Origin of the sequence: Pseudomonas caspiana, assembly GCF_040224095.2 — a bacterium.
In the GTDB taxonomy this organism is placed as follows: domain Bacteria; phylum Pseudomonadota; class Gammaproteobacteria; order Pseudomonadales; family Pseudomonadaceae; genus Aquipseudomonas; species Aquipseudomonas caspiana.
Genome location: NZ_CP167995.1, coordinates 365942 through 383130, shown reverse-complemented (window position 1 = coordinate 383130; position 17189 = coordinate 365942). Strand labels below are relative to the sequence as shown.

17 protein-coding genes are annotated in these 17189 nt (G+C 53.7%); 11 read left to right on the top strand and 6 right to left on the bottom strand.

All coding sequences use genetic code 11. From position 1 onward, the window contains the following. Nucleotides 1–164: 164 nt before the first annotated feature. The 7 genes from ABRP31_RS01845 to ABRP31_RS01815 all read left to right on the top strand — a co-directional run bounded on the left by ABRP31_RS01845 (nt 165) and on the right by ABRP31_RS01815 (nt 6433). A complete protein-coding gene (locus ABRP31_RS01845) occupies nt 165–812 on the top strand; it encodes a DedA family protein (RefSeq protein WP_349972375.1) in 648 nt (215 codons plus the stop codon). Between the two features lie 3 nt (nt 813–815). Continuing rightward, nucleotides 816–1628: a M90 family metallopeptidase gene (locus ABRP31_RS01840; RefSeq protein WP_349972374.1), complete on the top strand. Its 813-nt coding sequence runs from the start codon at nt 816–818 to the stop codon at nt 1626–1628. 111 nt (nt 1629–1739) lie between these two features. Then, nucleotides 1740–2267 (top strand): inorganic diphosphatase, encoded by a 528-nt coding sequence (ppa, locus tag ABRP31_RS01835; RefSeq protein WP_003317259.1) that lies wholly within the window; start codon nt 1740–1742, stop codon nt 2265–2267. A 375-nt stretch (nt 2268–2642) separates the two neighbouring features. Further along, a complete protein-coding gene (locus tag ABRP31_RS01830; protein ID WP_349972373.1) occupies nt 2643–3368 on the top strand; it encodes a S24 family peptidase in 726 nt (241 codons plus the stop codon). Nucleotides 3369–4179: 811 nt separating this feature from the next. After that, nucleotides 4180–4815 (top strand): hypothetical protein, encoded by a 636-nt coding sequence (locus ABRP31_RS01825; RefSeq protein ID WP_349972372.1) that lies wholly within the window; start codon nt 4180–4182, stop codon nt 4813–4815. Next, nucleotides 4812–5303: an ImmA/IrrE family metallo-endopeptidase gene (locus ABRP31_RS01820; protein WP_349972371.1), complete on the top strand. Its 492-nt coding sequence runs from the start codon at nt 4812–4814 to the stop codon at nt 5301–5303. Before ABRP31_RS01825 ends, ABRP31_RS01820 begins: the two co-directional genes overlap by 4 nt. 5 nt (nt 5304–5308) lie before the next feature. Then, nucleotides 5309–6433 carry a beta family protein gene (locus tag ABRP31_RS01815; RefSeq protein WP_349972370.1) on the top strand — a complete coding sequence of 375 codons (1125 nt, stop codon included), beginning with the start codon at nt 5309–5311 and terminating at the stop codon, nt 6431–6433. A gap of 8 nt (nt 6434–6441) precedes the next feature. Here ABRP31_RS01815 and ABRP31_RS01810 read toward each other — a convergent pair whose 3' ends face one another. The 3 genes from ABRP31_RS01810 to ABRP31_RS01800 form a co-directional block, all read right to left on the bottom strand. Continuing rightward, nucleotides 6442–7086 carry a sce7726 family protein gene (locus tag ABRP31_RS01810; protein WP_349972369.1) on the bottom strand — a complete coding sequence of 215 codons (645 nt, stop codon included), beginning with the start codon at nt 7084–7086 and terminating at the stop codon, nt 6442–6444. 462 nt (nt 7087–7548) lie between these two features. Next, a complete protein-coding gene (locus tag ABRP31_RS01805) occupies nt 7549–7725 on the bottom strand; it encodes a hypothetical protein (RefSeq protein ID WP_349972368.1) in 177 nt (58 codons plus the stop codon). A gap of 324 nt (nt 7726–8049) precedes the next feature. Next, nucleotides 8050–8442: a hypothetical protein gene (locus ABRP31_RS01800; protein WP_349972367.1), complete on the bottom strand. Its 393-nt coding sequence runs from the start codon at nt 8440–8442 to the stop codon at nt 8050–8052. A gap of 137 nt (nt 8443–8579) precedes the next feature. Between ABRP31_RS01800 and ABRP31_RS01795 the strand changes: the two genes are divergently transcribed. Continuing rightward, nucleotides 8580–8873, top strand: coding sequence for a helix-turn-helix transcriptional regulator (locus ABRP31_RS01795; RefSeq protein WP_349972366.1), 294 nt, complete (start codon nt 8580–8582; stop codon nt 8871–8873). A 584-nt stretch (nt 8874–9457) separates the two neighbouring features. On the opposite strand, the gene ABRP31_RS01790 is transcribed toward ABRP31_RS01795, so the two are convergent. From ABRP31_RS01790 to ABRP31_RS01780, 3 genes are all read right to left on the bottom strand, one after another. Next, nucleotides 9458–10351, bottom strand: coding sequence for a helix-turn-helix transcriptional regulator (locus tag ABRP31_RS01790; RefSeq protein ID WP_349972365.1), 894 nt, complete (start codon nt 10349–10351; stop codon nt 9458–9460). 387 nt (nt 10352–10738) lie between these two features. Continuing rightward, the gene (locus tag ABRP31_RS01785; RefSeq protein ID WP_349972364.1) at nt 10739–11698 is read right to left on the bottom strand and encodes a FecR domain-containing protein; all 960 of its coding nucleotides are present in this window, start codon (nt 11696–11698) and stop codon (nt 10739–10741) included. A gap of 60 nt (nt 11699–11758) precedes the next feature. Then, on the bottom strand, nt 11759–12280 hold the full coding sequence (locus ABRP31_RS01780; RefSeq protein WP_349972363.1) for a sigma-70 family RNA polymerase sigma factor: 522 nt from the start codon (nt 12278–12280) through the stop codon (nt 11759–11761). 217 nt (nt 12281–12497) lie between these two features. On the opposite strand from ABRP31_RS01780, the gene ABRP31_RS01775 reads away from it, so the two are divergent. From ABRP31_RS01775 to ABRP31_RS01765, 3 genes are all read left to right on the top strand, one after another. Continuing rightward, the gene (locus ABRP31_RS01775) at nt 12498–14951 is read left to right on the top strand and encodes a TonB-dependent siderophore receptor (protein ID WP_349972362.1); all 2454 of its coding nucleotides are present in this window, start codon (nt 12498–12500) and stop codon (nt 14949–14951) included. A gap of 228 nt (nt 14952–15179) precedes the next feature. Further along, nucleotides 15180–16727: a PepSY-associated TM helix domain-containing protein gene (locus ABRP31_RS01770; RefSeq protein ID WP_349972361.1), complete on the top strand. Its 1548-nt coding sequence runs from the start codon at nt 15180–15182 to the stop codon at nt 16725–16727. A 155-nt stretch (nt 16728–16882) separates the two neighbouring features. Next, entirely contained in the window at nt 16883–17188 is a 306-nt protein-coding gene (locus tag ABRP31_RS01765; protein WP_349972360.1) for a DUF3649 domain-containing protein, read from the top strand. Nucleotide 17189: the final 1 nt, after the last annotated feature.

The following is a 17189-nucleotide window of genomic DNA, read 5'->3' as shown; positions in this document are numbered from 1 at the left end:
TATGCCGCAATGTGACGGCCCTCTCCCGGCTAATGCCGGTCCTACGGCAAACAGGTTCTATGTTTCCCCCTCCCCACCCATTCTGCTTCTATAATCCCGCCGCAACCCCTCAGTAGTTACTTCCGCACGTGACCCGGTCTGGGTCTCCGCTATTGGTGCCATACATGGATTTCAACCCGCTCGACCTGATTCTGCACTTGGATGTGTACCTCGATTTACTCGTAACCAACTACGGCACCTGGGTCTACGCGATCCTGTTTCTGGTGATTTTTTGCGAAACCGGTCTGGTGGTCATGCCATTCCTGCCGGGTGATTCGCTGCTGTTTATCGCTGGCGCAGTAGCAGCCGGTGGCGCTATGGACCCTGTGTTGCTGGCTTGCCTGCTGATGTCTGCAGCGATTATTGGTGACAGCACCAACTACATCATCGGCCGCACCGCCGGGGAAAAACTCTTCCAGAACCCCAACTCGAAGATTTTCCGCCGCGACTATCTGGCACGCACTCACGAGTTCTACGACCGCCATGGCGGCAAGACCGTCACCCTTGCGCGCTTCCTGCCGATCATTCGCACCTTCGCGCCGTTTGTCGCCGGTGTCGGCAAAATGCATTACCCACGCTTCCTCGGTTTCAGCGTGCTGGGCTCGGTGCTGTGGGTCGGCAGTCTGGTCTCCCTCGGCTACTTCTTTGGCAACGTCCCGTTCATCAAGAAGAACCTGTCGGTATTGGTGCTGGCGATCATCGTGATAACGCTGCTGCCAATGATCATCAGCGTGGTGCGCGGTCGCATGGCTCGCTCGGCGGACGCCCGCTAAAGCATGTGGTCGTTTAGCCAATGGCGTCGACAACGCAGGCTGGCCAAGAGCCCGGTTACCCCCGAACTGTGGCAGCGGGTGCGTCAGGGCTTGCCGATCCTCGATGGCCTGAGCGCCGAACACGACGCCCTGCTGCGGGAAAACAGCGTGCTGTTCCTGCAAGACAAGCACATCACCTGTTTGCCGGGTGTCGAACTCAACGACGAACAGCGCCTGCATCTCGCCGCGCAGGCGCAACTGCCACTGCTCAACCTTGGCGATCTGAACTGGTATCAGGGGTTTCACGAACTGGTGATCTACCCCGACGACTTCGTCAGCCCGCAGCGCCATCGCGACCCCAGCGGCATCGAACACGAATGGGACGGCGAACACAGCGGCGAAGCCTGGCAGCAAGGCCCGGTTATCCTCGCGCTGCCCGGCGTGCTGTCCAGTGGCAACTGGGAGCCGTACAACCTGGTGATCCACGAACTGGCGCATAAACTCGACATGCTTAACGGCGACGCCAACGGTCTGCCGCCGCTGCACGGCGACATGCAGGTCAGCCAGTGGGCCAGCGTCATGCAGCACGCCTACGACGACATGAACCGCCAGCTCGATGCAGATCCAGACATCGAAACCGCCATCGACCCCTACGCCGCCGAAGACCCGGCCGAGTTTTTCGCCGTCACCAGCGAATACTTCTTCTGCGCGCCGGACCTATTGGCCGACGCCTACCCGGCGGTCTATCAGCAGCTCAAAGCCTTCTATCGTCAGGACCCGCTCAGCCGCCTGCAAACCCTGCAGCGTGATGAACCTTCCTACCAGAATCAGGACTAACCCCTGCAGGCTGCCACGCGTGGCAACACCAACAGAATATGCCTATAATCCGGCCCACTTTTTGGCGTAACCAGCCAAAGCCGTCTGGTCAATCAAGGGGGGCAATGCCCAATGAGCTACAGCAAGATTCCGGCCGGTAAAGACCTGCCGAACGACATCTACGTCGCGATCGAAATTCCGGCCAACCACGCGCCGATCAAATACGAAATCGACAAAGATTCCGATTGCCTGTTCGTTGACCGTTTCATGGCGACGCCGATGTTCTACCCGGCCAACTACGGTTTCATCCCGAACACCCTGGCTGACGACGGTGACCCCCTCGACGTGCTGGTCGTGACCCCTTACCCGGTGACTCCAGGTTCGGTTATCCGCGCCCGTCCAGTCGGCATCCTGCACATGACCGACGACGGCGGCGGCGATGCCAAAGTCATCGCAGTCCCACACGACAAGCTGTCCCAGCTGTACGTCGACGTGAAGGAATACACCGACCTGCCTCCACTGCTGCTGGAGCAGATCAAGCACTTCTTCGAGAACTACAAAGATCTCGAAAAAGGCAAATGGGTGAAAATCGAAGGTTGGGGCAACGCAGACGCTGCCCGTGCCGAGATCACCAAATCGGTTGCTGCCTACAAAGGCTGATCGATTGCTGCATCGTCAACGGAGTGTCTGCCAGCAGATGCTCCGTTAACACCCCTCGCAAAACCCTCCTACTCTTTCAAACGCGCCCGCAAACATTCACGCCGATTGGTCTTTCTGCGAAAACAATCAGGCTTTTCAGTAAACACGCTCAAAACAAACTATTCCTCTCGTTAAACCCGATAAACAAACCTCCCCACCTGCAATTGCGCGCCGAGCAGAATCCGCACTGTTTACCTGCCGCCAACTAATGACAGAAGCCGCCTACAAAACCCGCAAAACCCTGTAATCCCGCGGCTCGCAAGACAATTAGACGCACCGCTCATTTGAACACCTCGTTTATTTAAACCCGTTACCGAGCGCCGTAAACTCGGGGCCATGAATACATCAGGTGATCGACTACGCGCCCTCCTGCGGGAGTGCCATCTCTCAGCCACGGACTTCGCCGCCAACCGGAAAGTCACGCCTCAGCATGTGAACAACTGGTTCAAGCGTGGCATCCCCATGGCCCGGCTGGACGAAGTGGCTGAACTGTTAACCGTCAACGCGCGGTGGCTGCGCACGGGCGAAGGCCCCAAGCACCCGTGCGACTCGGCCAATGAAAACAATGGCGGCGACAGCGGTGCGTCCCGTCACACCAGCCGCAGCTCGCTGCGCAGCGACGTGGAAGTGCCGGTCTATAAGGAAACCGAATCGGACACCGGCGACGTCCTCATCGCCGAAGCCCCCGGCAAGAAAGTCCGCCTGCCGCTGCACGTGCTGCAGAGCATGAACATCAACATCGACAACGCCATCTGCGTCGCCATGATCGGCAACAGCATGGCCGACAAAATCCAGGACGGCTCCGTAATCGGCATCGACCGCGGCCTGACCCGCATCATCGACGGCGAAATGTATGCCCTCGAACACGGCGGCATGCTCCGCGTGAAATACCTCTACCGCCTACCCGGCAACGGCCTGCGCCTGCGCAGCCACAACAGCAACGAACATCCTGACGAACTGTTCACTGCAGAACAGATCGAGCAACAAGGCATCCGCGTGCTGGGCTGGGTGTTCTGGTGGTCGACGCTGAATACGCGACGCCATGCGATATCGTTTCGATGAGCTGATCCATCGTGGGGTGGACACCTCTCTGTAGGAGCTGCCGAAGGCTGCGAATCGGTCGGTCATGAACATGCTTTCGCAGCCTTCGGCAGCTCCTACAAAAAATCGTGGCGCCTCAGATGGACTTTCATTTCGCCGACAGCCACGACGACAGATCTTCCAACAAAGTGTTTCAAGACTGGGCAAGCGCCGCGAACATCAGTATCCTCTGCGCCATCCCGGCCCGAAGCACACCCCGCATCGACGCCGACGGTTACGCCAGGCTGAAACCTAACCTGCGTCACCATCCTAATTAGCGCCACTCGCTGAGCGCACCTGTTAAAGGCGAGCACGGTTTGCCAAAAACAAACCAAGTTCGTCCTTGAGAAGCCGGCCACAAGCCGGCTTTTTAGTGGGCGATGGAAAGCCAATGTTTCTTCGTAATGATGCCAACTACAAGTTGAAACGGCCCACTGCCGATGGCAAACTGACAGCACTGTTGCGCGACGGACCCACAAGGAGATGGCGGTGAATATACGCGAAATGGATTTTCTTACCGACGTGCTTGGCATAAAGCTCAAATCAAATACAGCGACAATCAGGCTCGCCTCCGCTCCATGCATATGTATTCATCTTAAAGAAAATTCTGCCCCAAAAATTCGGACACACACGATATATCCTGTAATGCAAAACTCTAAGCCACAAGTGAGAGTTTTAAATACCGCTCCTTTGCCGATGCAATGCAGTGCCACATCTAAAAAAATAGTTAATAGAGAAAAGCCATAAAAAGCCATTTTTTCCTTTCACCCGCTGATGTTGTGAGAAAAGAAACATGGTCAACCAAAAAATGGAAAACACAACAAAAACTAAAAAAACATGGAGGGGCGCATTTGCGTGTTTTTTATTTTTATTCGCTGCCTCCTCCACCTTAGTTTATGCCGAGACCCCATTATCGGATGAAAGCCATAAGGAATCAGGCTTAAGGACTACAAATATTAATCCTCTTGAAGCTTTCAGTTTTATTCAAGAGGTAATTAACGCCAGGCTAACTAGAGAGGATCGCAGCATGTCCTCTTTAGAAGAAAATTTACGCGTACAAACTGAAAAGATCAAAACACTAGAGAACGAGATTCTAATTCTAAAAAATCAAGATAGCAGTATTACTGCAACCACCGTTCTAGCAGCCGTCTCAGTTATAATCACAGTGCTAGGTGTACTAATAGCAATACTTTCTATTTTTGGATATACCAACATTAAGAACGAAGCCATAAAAGACGCGAGAGAGACAGCTATAGAAACAGTTAAAGCCATTGCCAAAGAAGACCTTCCAAAATTGACTGAGTTGAACATTGTAGCTTTAATAGCAGCAGATAAATTCGACAAACTTATTCAAAATGCTGTAGAAAATGTGGTATACCGAGGAATTGAAATGCCTAACGACACCTCACAGGAAGGAGGAGAATCTTGAGAACCTCACAGGAGTGGAAATCGCTAAATGAAACCCAAAGGGCGATCATTACTCAACATCAAGGCGCACTTCCAGTCGCAGTTGGCGCTATAGCGAAAGCTTTTGGCCTAGTAGTTTTAAAGTCCACTATGCAAGGTTCTATTTCTGGAGAAATCCGTGAGTCAGAAGGCGTCGTGACCATCAAGGTGAACCGACACGATGTCAAAGAAAGGCAGCGCTTCACGCTAGCGCATGAAATAGCGCACTTTCTTCTACATCGAGAGCGACTAATTGGCGGTATAACGGATGATATACTTTATCGCTCAAGACTATCTGACGACTTGGAAAGGGAGGCGAATAGGCTTGCAGCAGATATAATAATGCCAAGCTCGCTCATCGAACCAGCGCTCCAAGCTTGTTCAAACTTAAAGCCAGAAGAGCGATATAAGAAAATCGCAGAGCAGGCACAGGTTTCGTTAGCAGCAATTAAAATCAGAACGGGAAAATAGCTGTTATGCATAAGTTCCCACTTTGGAAATACATGCCAATATTAGCAATTGGCCCAGCTGAAATGATGGCATTAGAACAACTACCTGATAAAGATAAGGATCAAATGCTGCCCGTATTCCCTCTTAAGGGATGGCTAGGTGCTCATCGACTCGAAAACACAATTAAACGAATAGAAAAGTCCATAGGAAAACGTCAATGGATAGCGGACATTGATGAGAAATTCCTTTCAGAAAACAAGGTTTTTCTATTCACGGGATCGTACCCATCAAAGCCGGTTTTTCAAGAAGTGGCGCAACTTCTAAACCCTAAAAACGGGTATGAAAACTGGTTCCTTTTCGTTAAAGGCATTGAAAATGCGGTGCCTTGTTTGCAGCATGAACACTTAGAGGAAAGTGAAAATCAGATTCAAAAATTATCGTCGCTTGACAGAGGATTAGTGCTGCGCATCCAACCGAATGATGCAAATCTTGAAAAGCATAGCAACCTAATCAAAACAATTAGTAGGCATGCCAAAGGAGAAACACTTGTAATATACGATCTAGAAAACATTGATAGCAACTTCGAGGAAAGAATTTATATTCTCGAAAAATTCATAATTGAAGCAAAAAACAATTTAGCGAACCTTACGATAGCTATAAGTTCAACATCTTTTCCATCCGGATTCGCGGGTCAATCTCAGGGAGAAAACTCAATATACGAGCGAATTTTATTCAATACTGTGGAGCAAAAAAATATTTTCTCGCCAGTAATATATTCAGACAGAGGAAGTACTCGGGCACAAAAGCAAAGCGGAGGAGCGGGTACCCCCCCGCCTAGAATTGACTACCCGCTGAAAAAAGATTGGAAGTTCGTTAGACGTGAGGTTGATGACGATGCGCCCAATTCAAAAGAGAGAAGAAAAGCTGCATATATTGAGATTGCTCAAGAAATCACTAATAGTAACTATTGGATTCCAGAGCTTCGCTTATGGGGAACTCAACAAATAGAAATAACTGCGGACTCTAACGATTTCGGCGTCTACACGCCCCAGAAATCAACCGCTGTCCGTATAAACATACATTTATTCAATCAACTTCACTACAATCAAAACTTTGACGTCGTAAACACTGATGAGGAGTGGGTGGACTAGGAGCGCATTCAAGATTTGTGCAATAGGTACGGACTCAGCAGGGTAACATCAGAACTACTCACTGCTCCCGCAACAATCACCTTGGACAAGAATCGGTTCGAAGCCATGCCAAATCGTTTGTGCACCCCATCTAATAAAATTGTCTTCATATCAGCTTTGGAAATTTTCGATATTTTTTTAAGCACTTCAATTTTTAGTTCATACATTGCAAATTTTTCAGCTGCAATATCTAATTTTTTTGCCACCTGCGAAACTTCTCGCTTGGTCATCAAACTTAAGTAATCGTTTTTTGATGACTCCTTTATCAAGCGACCTCGCCTTACAACCCTTATCCCACAAGACGAAACTTCCCAGACAGCGACATCATCATCAACTAGGGTCATAACAGCGGCAGAGAACTTTGGAGCTGCAACTACTACAACTCTATCGAAGTATTTTCGATACTCCAAAACCTGCCCTTCCAATCTAAACAACGAGTCTTTCTCGCTTTTAACTTCGATAGCTATCATTTCTTCTAATCGCACGTATCCTAAATCGATACGGCGATTTTTTTTTGCCAAATGCATCTCATTGAAGACTAAAGATGATGCCCCTATTTGTCCGGTCTGGAGAAGCCTATCCAGAACCATAGCTTTAATCTCTTTCTCGTCCACTTTAAGTCACCAACCCCGGAAGCTTTACCTGACTACATCTAATTACTTAAAAATAAATCGTCTACACTCAGCAACTCAAGCTGAGCCGAAATCCCCATTTGAAGAAGAAACCGTACTTTAAGCTAGATCTTTAAAATAAGAAAATATAGTTTTACTCACTTCAACAAAATTTTCACGAAGGAAGCGCATCTTCAATGGGGTGGCCCCTCATTCGGAGTGAAATCCAGGCTCACGGTCAGCGGCCGAAAATGAGCCCTCGTCTACTGATGACTTTGACACCGATCCTGCGCGGCCACGAACGTAGAGTAGAGACTTATGGCCAGATGGATAGCGGTGACGTATATAGCTGGGCTGCGCGTCCTCTTGGTGCGATGCACATCACCCAACACACCAAGTATCTTGCAGAAAGGTGCGGCATTGCATAACCTCTGGCGCAACATACCCGCCATGCCTATGGCTGCATCAGTAGCTATGCACAAATTGAGCGGGTTTTTTATGCCCGTAACTTTCGACCTTGGCACGAGCCTCAGCCGCATCGTACAGCTTCATTTCAGTCAAACGGGCAGCCTTACCGGTTTTCATCTGACGTAACCAAGTCAGTATTCCCCTCTGAAATTGCTTCATATCGTTGTCCATCACTGAGTTTCTCATTCATCTGATTCGGTTCGGCGATGGGCGGCTGCACCTCGCTTTACACGATGAGAATACTCTCTCCCCAACTTTCCAATCCCCAATAAAAAACCCGCCGAAGCGGGTTTTTTGTCCAGTACCATTCCAACTCCCTGTCGGCAGTATCCTTTCATGGTCGATCATCCTTGATCCTGACGGGCTCCCTGCTCGTCAGTGGTTGGATCCAAGATTATGCCTGTCGGACAGGTCTGCAAATGGCAGTTTTTCTCTATCGCGTGTAAGCGTTTGGCTATGTGTGGATTGAAACTCTCGAAAGGCCTCAATGACAATTAATCAACCAGCGAATGCGGAGCCTGAATAAGCATCAAGACCGAGCCTCCTGCGCCTGGCGACCAATGCCCGCCGAAACGACAAATCCGCATACTCCATGAACAGCCGGGCCAGGTGATTCAGGGCGGCCTCCTCACCTTCGCTCCCTACAACAAAATCAAACCCTAATGCCCGCTTGTTCTTGTCAGGCAGCTCCTCCCAGCTAGTCATGAGATAGGCGTACATCGCACTGACGACTTGGAGCTTGGTCAAGGTTTCAGGACCTGAAGGTGCAGCTTTGTCTGGCCTTCGTAAGTAAAAGCCGCGGCGTCTATGGCTCGACTGGCATTGCTTGCAGACCACCGACAGTGAAGCTCGGTGTTTTTTGAAGGCGGCGTTGATTTGTTTTTGGCTCATAAAATATTTCCAATCCCTGCGCTATCGCGTCTGATCGTCCTTTAAAAAAACGCGCCCGAACAAACGAACGCTATAGCGTGTAGCGCTATAACGTGCATTCAAGCGAAATCCCTTTCTTTTGTAAAGGGGGCTGCGAAATGGAGCTGAGCAAAGCAATAGGGGCAGCGCTGAAAGAAGCGAGAGAAGCCAAAGGCCTTACTCAAGAGGATTTTGTTGGGGTGAGTGGCCGAAGTTATCTGTCTGAAATTGAACGAGGGCTGAAAAGTCCGACACTCGAAAAACTGGATCAACTCGCCACGAGAATTGGGATTCACCCCATGGAGCTGCTGATTTCTTGCTATGCAAAGCAAGCTTCATCGAGCCAGCAAGATGTCTTGGATCTGCTGATTGATCGACAGCATAAAAATAACGAAGAGTCAGCCAAAAATTAGGCAGGACCTATTCAGCCGAAATGACCTACATCCCAAACCTCTGTGTCATCGCGTAGTGGATGACGTTCCTGACGTTGGATGTCGTTTTTTCGGCTAAGTGGAGCGCCATTGTCCTGCGAATCTACAACTCCCCGACGATGGGCTGCATCAACAAAACGGTACTTCGGAAGTAGTTTTCGATCACGCCGCCTTTACCTCCGCCCCCCGATAAAAATCCTCCGCCCCAACAAGTCGCTCTTTCGCAGAGCGAAACTCCAACGCGACCACCGGCTGCTCACCCGTTTTATCCAAGAGCACCGAATGCACTTCACCAGCCTGGAACTAGGTTTATGCACGTTGGGGCTGGGTGGCGGTTTTTATGTTGGGGGGCTCGATTAGTGTTGTTGCGCTGGGATTCTGGGTGTGGACGCGGGTTGCGGGGCGTTCATGATTAGCCGCTTTAGCGGGGGAGATTGATTTGACCGCGACCAAGACGACGCAAACAGGCGGATATTCCGCGTTATCGTTCATCGCGGGCAAGCCTCGCTCCCACAGGATCTGCGAAAACCTTAAGACCCGCTTTAGCCGGTCCTACGTCAGCGTTATCAGACGCCTTCCATCTCTGCCGAAGCCTCAATCTCCGCCGCCTGATACTGAAGCAACGGGATATCCACCAACGCCACTTGCAGCGGTGAGAAGTGGTTTTCCTCTTCCGTGTCTCTTGTGCTCAGGCTGATACCCAGCGGCATGCCCGCATAGGCGTCCAGCACCAGGTTGTAGATGTCGGCGTTGGCGGCGCGCACGCTGGCGGTCGAGCCGTTTGCGAGATGGACATGGGTATGGCTGATCAAGTGCATGACTTTCGCGCTGGTCAGATCATGCTTGGCGACCAGTGTATGGATAATCTGTTGAGCGACCGGAGAGTTGTTGGCATCGAATGCCAGTTCATCTGTGAAGTACTCGCCCAGCGCTCGATAGAGTTCAGGCAATAGGCCTTCCTCGCTGTCCCAACCGTGTTGCCAGGCGTCATCTTCCGGGCGGTCGGCGGCTTCATCGAGCAGTCGGATGCGCCTGATCAAGGCGGGGTTGATGAGCAGTTTTCGGTTGTTCAGGGTGCTTACCACCAGCCACTGGGGCTCTGCGTGCTCGATGCTCAGCGAATCCGCTACCTGGGAATATTCGGTGAAGGTGATGGGATACCAACTGCAGCTGGTTTCACCGGGAAGCAGCAGCCCCATTCGGCCCCAGAAGCCATCGAAGATGGCATCGTCACCCGGCATCCAATGTTGGGATGTCATTCTTCGGCCGTTGCTGGCGAAGTCCATCAGGTCATCGACGTTAGTGCCTAACAGCGTGGCGATATCTCTCAAGGCCGGAATGCCGGGTTCTGCCTCGCCGCTTTCCCACTGCCCGACAACCTGTTCGGATACGCCCAGCGCCTTGGCAAAGTCAGCCATCGGCACGCCTAGAGAGGTGCGTAATTCTTGTATGCGCTGCATGACTTACTCCAACCGTTAGTTCTTCCAGAAGCAGATGCTGAGCCAGCAGGTGACCGGCACGTCAGCATCTATCGGAGGGAGAAATTAGCGGGAGTGAGCGAGGGTGTTGTCGGGGCGGGTTTACAGGTGGCGTAGTGGATTACGTAAACGGCTGACGGAAGATTCTTACAAGGCGGAACGAAAGGCCATGTTGGCCTGCCAGGCAGCCCCACCAATCACTGAATGGAATGCGATCCCATGTGGGAGCAGAGCTTGCTCGCGATGAACGATGACACGGTCCGTCTGAAACAACGAGGTGTCTGCATCGCGAGCAAGCTCTGCTCCCACAAAGATCTGTGTTTCAGCGCGACAGCATGGTGCGAGTAATACGGAGGTGGCTATTACAGGCTAAATCCCCGCCTTCCCCTCTTTCACCGCCTCGCCATTCATCACCACCGTCAACCACGGCAGTTGATAGATCCGCACCGGCTGGGTACGCGACAGCACGTTGAGCATGCCGGGTACGTCGTCGAGGTTGAATACGCCGCTGACGGCGGTGTCCGGCAGGGTGCCAGCGACGACCAGTGAGCCGGGCATGTAGCGTTCGATGTCGGCGAAGACTTCAGCCAGTGGGCGGCTGTTGAAGATGAGTTTGCCGCGCTGCCAGGCAGCCGCGGTATTGAGGTCCAGCGGGCTAGAGGTGGACGGTGGGGAACCGTTTTCGAACTCAAGCTGCTGAGCTACTTTCAGAGGAACGGCCTGGCCGCCCGAAGAGACTTTGACTTCGCCTTCAGTGACGCCAACGCGGACTCGCTGGCTTTGACGATCGACGTCAAAGCGGGTACCGACGGCTTGCACGCTGCCGCCGGATGCCTGGACGACGAAGGGCCGGTTGGCGTCTTTGCTAACTTGAAACAGCGCCTCGCCTTTGAGCAGGCTGATGTCGCGACGGTTGGCCGAGTAATGCACAGATAACGCTGTTGCGCTGTTCATCCAGACCTGGCTGCCGTCTTCGAGGGTGAGCATTTTGCGTTCGCCAACCGTAGTGGTGTGATCGGCGAAATACACCTGAACAGGCTCTGTAAAACTGGTCAGCGCCAATGCGCCCAACCCGGCAGCCAGTGCAACCCAGCGCAACGGGCGGCGTTTGGGCATTGCGGGGGGCACAAAGAGTTCGGCAGTTCGGCTCTGCGGGATGGCTTGCCACATCTGCTCGGCCAGCACGGCCGCTGCCTCATGCGCCGAGCTTTGCTGGCGCCAGCGAACAAAAGCGGCGTGGTCCGACTCGTTGGCATGGCCCGAGGTCAGATGCACCCATTGCTCAATGGCCTGGTCTTCGAGCTCAACGTTGGGCATTGCTTGGTTCATAGGCTCGGTCATGGTGAAGGGCTCGAAGAAGCCGCCAGCGATAAGTGCATTGCGCTCATTCTAAATGCACTCCGACTGACGTAGCCAATCCCGACAGTGACGCATGGCCTGAACAATGTATTTGCCCACCGAGCTTTCCGATACCCCCAGACGCGTAGCGATCTGCGCGTGTGTCATGCCTTCAAGGCGATTAAGCAATAGCGCCAATCGTGCATTGCTCGGTAGCAGCTGCAACGCTTTGTCGAGTTGTTCGATGGCTTCGGCTGCCAGAAACGAACGCTCCGGCGACGCCATCGGGTCGCACAAAGCCTCATCAAGCGCATCGTCGGCCTGCAATGCAGAGCGCCGTTGCTCCTGACGCAGACGGTCGATGGCAAGGTTACCCGCGACCCGGAAAACAAAGGCCCGCGGCTCCAGAATCTGCGCGGTATCGGACAGCCCGGCGAGCCGCAAGTAGGTGTCCTGAGCCACATCTGCAGCCTTTTCCACGTTCCCCAAACGACGTGCGAGAAAGGCCAGCAGGTCGCCGTAATGCTCCTGAAAGACTGTCAGCAAGTGGTTTGAATTGGGTGAAACGGACATTCGGACGGCCCCGACCGGTGAGGCGTGCATCCTATCTCAACTGAGAACAGTTATCATCACTATCTCCCGATAATGCACTTAATGACCTATCCAGATCACGCCAATGAAAAATTTTTCAACAATCGACGGCAAGGTTGGTAGGGATGATTCGTCGTTGGGGTGGGCGCGAATAATTCTCATGTCGTGTCACCACCTACATTCAAGACGGACGATTTAAATGCAGGCACCTTCCAAGTTCTTTGCTCCGGTCAGCGGTCGCACGTTGACCCTGACGCTGATGTTGTCCATGGCTGGCAGCCTGCCTTTGATACCGCTCCTGGCGCAGGCCGCTGACACATCGACCAGTATCGATCTGAAGTTACCGGAGCAATCCCTGGATCAGGCTTTGACCCAACTTGCGGATCAGGCCAACGTCCGTCTTATTTTCAACTCCAGCGATGTCGGGGCGCTACGCACCAACGCGTTGCAGGGCAAGTACACGCTGGGACAGGCCATGGACACGCTGCTCAAGGGCAGCGGGTTTACCTGGCGTTTGCTGGACGAGCGCACTGTCGTGCTGGAGAAACTGCCGGTGTCAGGTGACTCCGCCATGATTCTGGGTGCTACCAACGTGAACGCAGTCGGCCAGCTTGGGACTACGACCGATGGGACGGGGTCTTACACCACCGGTGGCAGCAGCACGGCCTCGAAACTCAACCTGAGCCTGCGGGAAACGCCGCAGACGGTCAGCGTCGTGACGCGGCAGTTGATGGATGACAAGAAACTCACCAGCCTCGACAAGGTGCTGGAGCAGACACCCGGCATTACTTTTCAGTACCGCAACTTCGGCGGCCACGTTTACACCTCGCGGGGCTTCTCGCTGCTGGCCGAAAGCTTTCTGATTGATGGCGTGCCGGGTCAGGGCTACCAGATCACCGGCTGGATGAAACCTGATACCGCCATTTACGACCGCGTTGAAGTGCTGCGCGGTGCTTCCGGTTTGCTGGTCGGTGCAGGCGAACCTGGCGGCGCAGTCAATCTGGTGCGCAAGCGCCCGACGGCTGAAAACAAACTGACGGTGCAAGCCAGTGCAGGCTCCTGGGACCGCTACCGCATGGACCTCGACGCCAGCGGCAAGCTCAATGATTCCGGCAGCGTGCGTGGTCGCATGGTCACAGCTTACGAAGACAATGGCTCTTACATTGATGAGCGCGACTCACGCACGCCGTTGATGTACGGGATTGTCGAAGCCGACGTGAATGACGACACCACGCTGACGTTAAGCCTGCGTCACCAGGAAAACGTCATTAACGGCTACTCGATTTACGGTTTGCCGCGCTACAGCAATGGCAACTCGCTGGACATTTCCCGCTCGACCTCGCTAGTGCAGGACTGGAACCGCCACGAGAGCGACATGAGCGAGGTGTTTGCCGAAGTTGAACACCGCTTCAATGATCGCTGGAGCAGTACAACTTCGATGACGTATTCGCAGGGTGGTTTTGATCAGCAGATTGCTTATGCGCAAGGTGCGATCAGCCCGGTCACCAACGCGGGGTCGACGTTTCGCAGGGTGCTTTTCCGTCGTGATGAAGTGGACAGCACCGGACTGGACAGCCATGTGAATGGCAACTTTGATGCCTTTGGCCTGACCCACGAGGTGACTGTCGGCGCAACGTGGTCCAGACAGGAAGCCAATACCAAACAGGCAACCGTGAACCGGGTAACCGCGCTGGACATCTTCGATGTAAACCATCACGCGTTCGCCAAACCAGCAAGGCCGGCATGGGCAACCGATATCGACATGACCGAAGAGCGGTCAGGCGTTTACGCCAACTCCCGCCTGCGCATGACGGAAAAACTGAGTCTGGTACTGGGCGGTCGGGCCAGTTGGTATGACTACAACTACGATGTCGATAAAGGTGCCGCCCTCTCTTATGAGTCCAAGGTCACCCGCAAAGTGACCCCTTATACGGGCCTGATCTACGACATCAACGACAACTGGTCGTGGTATGCCAGCTACGCAGAGATATTCAACGCTCAAGGTAACTACATTGATGCCAGCGGTTCGCCATTGTCACCATCGACAGGTGACAACTATGAGACGGGCATCAAAGGCGAGCTTTTCGATAAACGTCTGAACCTGTCGATGGCCGTGTTCTATATCAAGCAGGAAAATGTAGCCGTCGCAGATCTCACTCCAGGAGTGGAGTGCCTAAACAACGCTGACGGCCTTTGCTACTTAAACGGCGTAACCAAACGCAGCAAGGGCATCGACATAGAAGCCAGCGGTGAAGTACTCCCAGGCTGGCAGGTCTTTGGCGGTTACACCTTCAACCTGCTGCGTAACGACAGCGAAGCCGTTGAAGTTGCCTACGAAACCCCCAAGCATATGCTGCGCCTGCAAACCAGCTACAACCTACCCGGTGCCTGGAACCGTCTGACCATTGGCGGCGGTGTTTCGGCTCAATCCTATTACAAGGCGGCCTCAACAACCGGACTGGATTACGGCAGTCAGGGCTACGCCATCTGGGATGCCCGCGCCAGCTGGCAATTGGACGAACACTGGAAGGTTTCGCTGAACGCCGAAAACCTGTTTGACCGTCGCTACTACACCACCGCCGTGGCCACCGACCGCTCGAACCTGTTCGGCGATCCGCGCAGCTACATGCTCACGTTGCGGGGCGATTTCTGATCAGGGACAGCGCGCTATCGTCTGGAACATAGCACCTGTAGGAGCGCACGAGCACCGCGAGGCCGCGATTGCGGTATATCAGACAAGCCGCTATCGCTGGCCTCGTAACCTCGGTGAGCTCCTACAGGATTGGGTTCAATCTGGAAGATTGCATTTTTTTGATGGAAGCCTTGGCCGCATTGATAAACCCCGGCGAACCCAATCGTGAAAGGTAAATTTCGCCAGTCCATGTCGTGGCTCCACACGTGGTGCGGGCTGGTGTGTGGATGGTTGTTGTGTGCGATTTTCCTGACCGGCACGTTGAGCGTTTTTCGGGAACCCATCACGCGCTGGATGGAAGCGCAGCCACTGGTTGTAAAAGACTCTAACGCCGTCAGCGACGGTACGACTGCAGCCCGCTACGCCAAGCGCTACTTGGTCGAACATGCATCCGGCGCTCGATTCTGGAGAGTGGAATTCCCTCAGTATCCGGGCCAGGCCCTACAGCTGGCCTGGCGTTCCGGATCAACCCTTCAGCAGGTTTCGCTGTCGGCTGAAACCGGCGAACGACTCCCCCAGGGCATAGCGCGGAAAACCGAAGGCGGACGGCATTTCATGTCGTTTCACTACATGCTGCATTTGCCGGTGCTGGGTTTCTGGCTGGTGGGCTGGCTGACCGTAGGCATGCTGGTTGCGCTGGTGTCTGGCGTAGTGATCCACCGGCGAATCTTTCAGGACTTTTTCACCTTCCGCCCCAACAAAGGTTTGCGCTCCTGGCTGGATGCGCACAACGCCACGGCGGTCATGACCCTGCCCTTTCTGTTAATGATTGCCTATACCGGGCTGGCGATTTTCTATACCAGTTACATGCCCTGGCCTCTGCAAGCGACCTATGGTTCTGGCCCGAATGCATACAGCCAGTTTCAATCGGAGCTGTCGGGTGAGGCGGCCTCTGTCGGCGAGCCCAATTATGCTGCGACTGATTGGCCCTCACTATTGCGCCAAGCACAAACCTCGACCGGTCAGGACGCACGCATGTTGCTGGTGCAGAACCCAGGCACGCAGAAGGCAACCATCCGGGTGATGGGCCGACACGATGAAGCTCACCCGTCGCAGACACTGTTCACGCCGCAAGCCAGCATGCTGTTTGACGGCGTAACGGGCGCGACTTTGCAGGTGCAGAAGCCGCTGCCGGAAACGATGTCGTTGGGCGATCAGATTTACGGCGTGCTGCGCTCACTGCATTTCGCCGAGTTTGGTGGCTGGGGCATGAAGTGGCTGTATTTCGTCAGCGGGTTGCTGGGCATGGGGATGATGGCGACTGGCACGCTGCTGTTCACCATCAAACGACGCAACAAGAGCCAGAAAGAATTCGGAGCCGCGACTGCCAGGGTCTACCGCTGTATTGAGGCGTTTAACGTGGCGAGTATTGCGGGCATTGGCGTGGCTTGTATTGGTTATTTCTACGCCAACCGCTTTATACCGGCGGACATTTTGGACCGCGCAACATGGGAGATTCGTAGCTTCTTGCTGATCTGGCTGGCGACATTGGTTCATGCCCTATTTCGTCCGGCCAAGAAGGCCTGGACCGAACAATTGGTCTGCGCAGCCGTGCTGTGCATTTGTTTGCCAGCGATCAATTTTTGTACAACCGGGCAGCATATCGGCCGCTACATCAGTGCAGGGGATTGGCAGCGCGGGAGCGTTGAGATTGTAGCGCTGGGGTTTGGGGTCGTGCTGGTGATGGCTTTGTTGAAGCAGCGAATAGCTAACCAGGCAACCCCCAGCTCGATTTGAAATGCCAGTCATCGTGGGAGCTGAGCTTGCTCGCGATAAAGCTAGACGCGGTTCACTTTAGAGTCGCTGTGTCCTTATCGCGAGCAAGCTCAGCTCCCACATAAAATCGCATTCCAACTCACCAGATTATTTGTGGCATCTGCAGGTGATGTGCAATGAAAAAAACCACCAGTACACACCTCTACCGCTGGATGATTCTCAGCCGGGTGCTGGCCGCCACAACCGGCGGTTACGTTTTGTCTGCATTGGCCATGTCGATGCTGGCGCTGCTGCTGCCGCGCGTCTCGGGCAGCGATCCGGCAAGCGTTGTGCAGATCACGACGCTGTTGAGTTTTGTGCTGTACACCGCTGTCGTCATCTGGGTATTCAGCACTGCCAGCGCCTGGCGGGCGTGGCTCGGTCTTGGGCTGGCGGCGCTGTTGACGGGCGCGGTCATCGTCGGGCTGACGATGACCGCGTAGG